Origin of the sequence: Devosia sp. (assembly GCF_028290435.1) — a bacterium.
In the GTDB taxonomy this organism is placed as follows: domain Bacteria; phylum Pseudomonadota; class Alphaproteobacteria; order Rhizobiales; family Devosiaceae; genus Devosia.
This window is the reverse complement of the sequence record NZ_JAQGJV010000050.1, coordinates 1-3494: the sequence shown is the minus strand read 5'-3', so window position 1 is coordinate 3494 and position 3494 is coordinate 1. Positions and strand designations below refer to the sequence as shown.

The 3494-nt window shown below is 61.7% G+C and carries 4 protein-coding genes; 3 read left to right on the top strand and 1 reads right to left on the bottom strand.

Features of this window, described 5'->3' with window-relative positions; genetic code table 11:
• On the bottom strand, positions 1-639 hold a 639-nt coding region (locus JWP26_RS11795), incomplete at its 3' end, for an ROK family transcriptional regulator (protein ID WP_299727554.1).
• A gap of 334 nt (positions 640-973) precedes the next feature.
• Here JWP26_RS11795 and JWP26_RS11790 point away from each other — a divergent pair.
• The 3 genes from JWP26_RS11790 to JWP26_RS11780 all read left to right on the top strand — a co-directional run.
• The gene (locus tag JWP26_RS11790; protein ID WP_299727557.1) at positions 974-1966 is read left to right on the top strand and encodes a sugar ABC transporter substrate-binding protein; all 993 of its coding nucleotides are present in this window, start codon (positions 974-976) and stop codon (positions 1964-1966) included.
• Between the two features lie 190 nt (positions 1967-2156).
• On the top strand, positions 2157-3233 hold the full coding sequence (locus tag JWP26_RS11785) for an ABC transporter permease (RefSeq protein WP_299727551.1): 1077 nt from the start codon (positions 2157-2159) through the stop codon (positions 3231-3233).
• Positions 3230-3494, top strand: a 265-nt coding sequence (locus tag JWP26_RS11780; protein WP_299727548.1) for an ATP-binding cassette domain-containing protein, incomplete at its 3' end; no start/stop codon positions are given. The genes JWP26_RS11785 and JWP26_RS11780, both read left to right, overlap by 4 nt.

Genomic DNA, 3494 nt, shown 5'->3' with positions numbered 1-3494 from the left:
GCAGGCGGCCGTGATGTCATTGGAAAAATACACCGGCCAAGCACAGATCCGGGCAAGATCAGCCCTTATGTCGACGCTCTTCCAGGCCTCGATATCCTCGATCGGCGCGCCGATTTCCTCGGCCCAGGTCCACATTTCATAGGGGGCGGCAATACCGAGCCCGGCGATGCGCGCAATGGTGTCGGCCGGCAGGTCGGCCTGCAATTGCGCCAGCCCCGCAATGGCGAAGTCGCGCACGCTTTGCGGCGTGGGATAGGCATAAATCTGGTGCAGCTTGGCCTGCACTTCGCCGACGAAATTGATCAGGTAGAGATCGACGCTGCGGCGACCAATTTTTAGCCCGAAGGCAAAGGCTCCATCGGGATTGAGCGAGTAGGGCACCGAGGGTTGTCCGACGCGGCCGCGTTGAGCATCGCCACGGGTCAGCAGGCCATCGGCCTCCAACTGGTTCATGATGATAGAAATGGTCTGCGGCGATAGCCCGGTCATGCGCGCGATATCGGCCTTCGGCAGATTGCCATGCCGACGGATCAGCGACAGCACGAGACGCTCGTTATACAGGCGCACGCCACTCTGGTTCGTGCCACGGCTCAAGCCGTCCGAACGTTTGTGGCCAATTTTGGCGCGCGCAGACGACACCATCTCCTCCTTTGACACCAAGCCTTTAGCTGCCCGCCATTGGCGGCAAATCGCGCCAGAATGCAACTGGCGGATCAGGCTGGCGTCTCCTCCATGGTATAAATCAGACTTTCGCCGCCGCGCTGTCAATTAATAAATCCACTGGATTAACTTATTGACAGGGGGCAGGCGATTTGCTGATGATGGGTGCATGGCGGGCAGTGGATGAGCAGATCACCACGCGTGCCGGCGGCGAGGGCACCAATGCAGGTCAACTGCGGGCGCTCGCTTGAGGAACCCTTTGGGAGGAAAAATCATGCATAGTTTCTTTAAGGTCGCGGCCGCTGGCGCGGTCATGCTTGGTCTGATGGCCGGCACCGCGGCATATGCCCAGGACAAGCCCATCGTCGGGCTGATCACCAAGACGGAAGGCAATCCGTTCTTCGTCAAGATGCGCGAGGGCGCGCAGGCCAAGGCCGACGAACTCGGTATCGAGCTGCGCACTTTTGCCGGCAAATTCGACGGCGACAATGACAGCCAGATTGCCGCCATCGAGAACCTGGTCTCCTCCGGCGCGAAGGGCTTTGCCATAGTGCCATCGGATTCCAGCGCCATCGTGCCGACCATCCAGCAGGCGCGCGATGCGGGCCTCCTGGTCATCGTGCTCGACACGCCGCTCGATCCGATCGACGCCGCCGACGCGACGTTTGCCACCGATAACCGCAAGGCGGGCGAACTGATTGGCTCCTGGGCCAAGGGCACGCTGGGCGACAAGGCGGCCGACGCCAAGATCGCTTTCCTCGATCTGGCAGTGAATCAGCCGACCGTGGATTACCTACGCGACCAGGGCTTCATGGCCGGTTTCGGCATCGATGTGAAAGACCCCAACAAGTACGGGGATGAGGACGATAAGCGCATCTGCGGCCATGAAATGACCGGTGGCGCCGAAGATGGCGGCCGTACCGCCATGGAAACGCTGCTGCAGAAGTGCCCGGACATCAACGTGGTCTATACCATCAACGAGCCAGCTGCGGCCGGCGCGTATGAGGCACTCAAGGCCATCGGCAAGGATGACGGCTCGGTGCTGATCGTCTCGGTCGACGGCGGTTGCCCCGGCGTCGCCAACGTAAAGGCCGGCGTGATCGGCGCCACCAGCCAGCAATATCCGCTCAAGATGGCGGCCATGGCGATGGAAGCGATCAAGAAGTTCGCCGATACGGGCGAAAAGCCGGCGGCTACCCCCGGCCTCGACTTCTTCGACACCGGCGCCGCGCTGGTGACCGACAAGCCGGTGGCGGGCGTCGATTCCATCGACACCACCAAGGGCGCCGAGCTCTGCTGGGGCTAAGAGTCTGCGGACAGCACGATCTGTCCCTCCCCCTTGTGGGGAGGGATTAAGGGTGGGGTGTCGGGCATGAAACTTGCTCGGGATTTTGGGTAAGCGAAACGTCTCGAAACTACCCTAACCCTCCCCACAAGGGGGAGGGAACTGCATCTAGAATGTCGCACGTGTTCAAGTAACCCTGGGAGGGGATCGTATGAGCGATGACGCGACGGGGACGTCGATTGCCGAAAAAGGTCTGGCCGGCGTTGAGCAGGGCGTAGCGAGTTTTGATGAGGACGCGCCCGGTCCGATCCGTCGGCTACAGGCCTTTCTGCATGCCTATCCGACGGCCATTCCCTTCATCGTGCTCATTGTCGGCATTGCCATTTTCTCCGTGGCCGCCGGCTCCAAATTCTTCGCGCCGTTCAACCTGTCGCTGGTGCTCCAGCAGGTGACGATCATCGGTGTGCTCGGCATCGCCCAGACCCTGATCATCCTGACCGCCGGTATCGATCTATCGGTCGGCGCCATCATGATCCTGTCGTCCATCGTGATGGGGCGGCTGTCGGTGGTGGCAGGCGTGCCCGTGGAAGCCAGCTTCGTCATCGGCATCTGCACCGGCATTTTGTGCGGATTTATCAATGGTGTGCTGGTGGCTCAGGTCAAGTTGCCGCCATTCATCGTGACGCTGGGCACCTGGTCGATTTACGGCGCCATGGTGATCTTCATCTCCAATTCCGAAACCATCCGTAGCCAGGATATCGCGGCGGTGGCGCCGATGCTGCAATGGATGGGTGCGCGCGTGCCGATCGGCGGCGGGGCGGTGCTGACGGCTGGATCGATGCTGATGATTCTGATCGCCGCAAGCGTCTGGTACATTCTCAACCGGACCGCGTTCGGGCGCCATATCTACGCCACCGGCGATGATCCGGAGGCCGCGCGGCTGGCAGGTATCAACACGAAAATGACGCTGATCGGCGTCTATACGCTGGCCGGTTTTATCTGCGCAATTGCCAGCTGGGTGCTGATCGGCCGTGTCGGCGCGGTCTCGCCGCTCGGCAGCCAAACGGCGAACCTCGACTCCATCACCGCCGTGGTGATCGGCGGCACTTCGCTGTTCGGCGGGCGCGGTTCCATCGTCGGCACGCTGCTGGGTGCGCTGATCGTGGGCATGTTCCGCAACGGCCTGGCGCTCGCGGGCGTCGACGTGCTGTGGCAGGAATTTGCCGTTGGCGCGCTCATCATCCTCGCGGTCACCATCGATCAGTGGATCAGGAAGATTTCAGCATGAGCCTCGATCAAGCCGCAAGTCTCACCGCTACACCGATTGCCGGACCGCAGCCGATCCTGTCAGCCACGGGCCTGCAAAAGCGCTACGGCAAGGTGGTGGCGCTCGACAATGCCGATTTCGAGCTGATGCCGGGGGAAATTCTCGCGGTCATTGGCGACAACGGCGCTGGCAAATCCACCCTGATCAAGGCGCTATGCGGCGCCGTGATTCCCGATGCCGGCGTCATCAAGCTCGATGGCTCGCCCATCAGCTTCAAGTCGC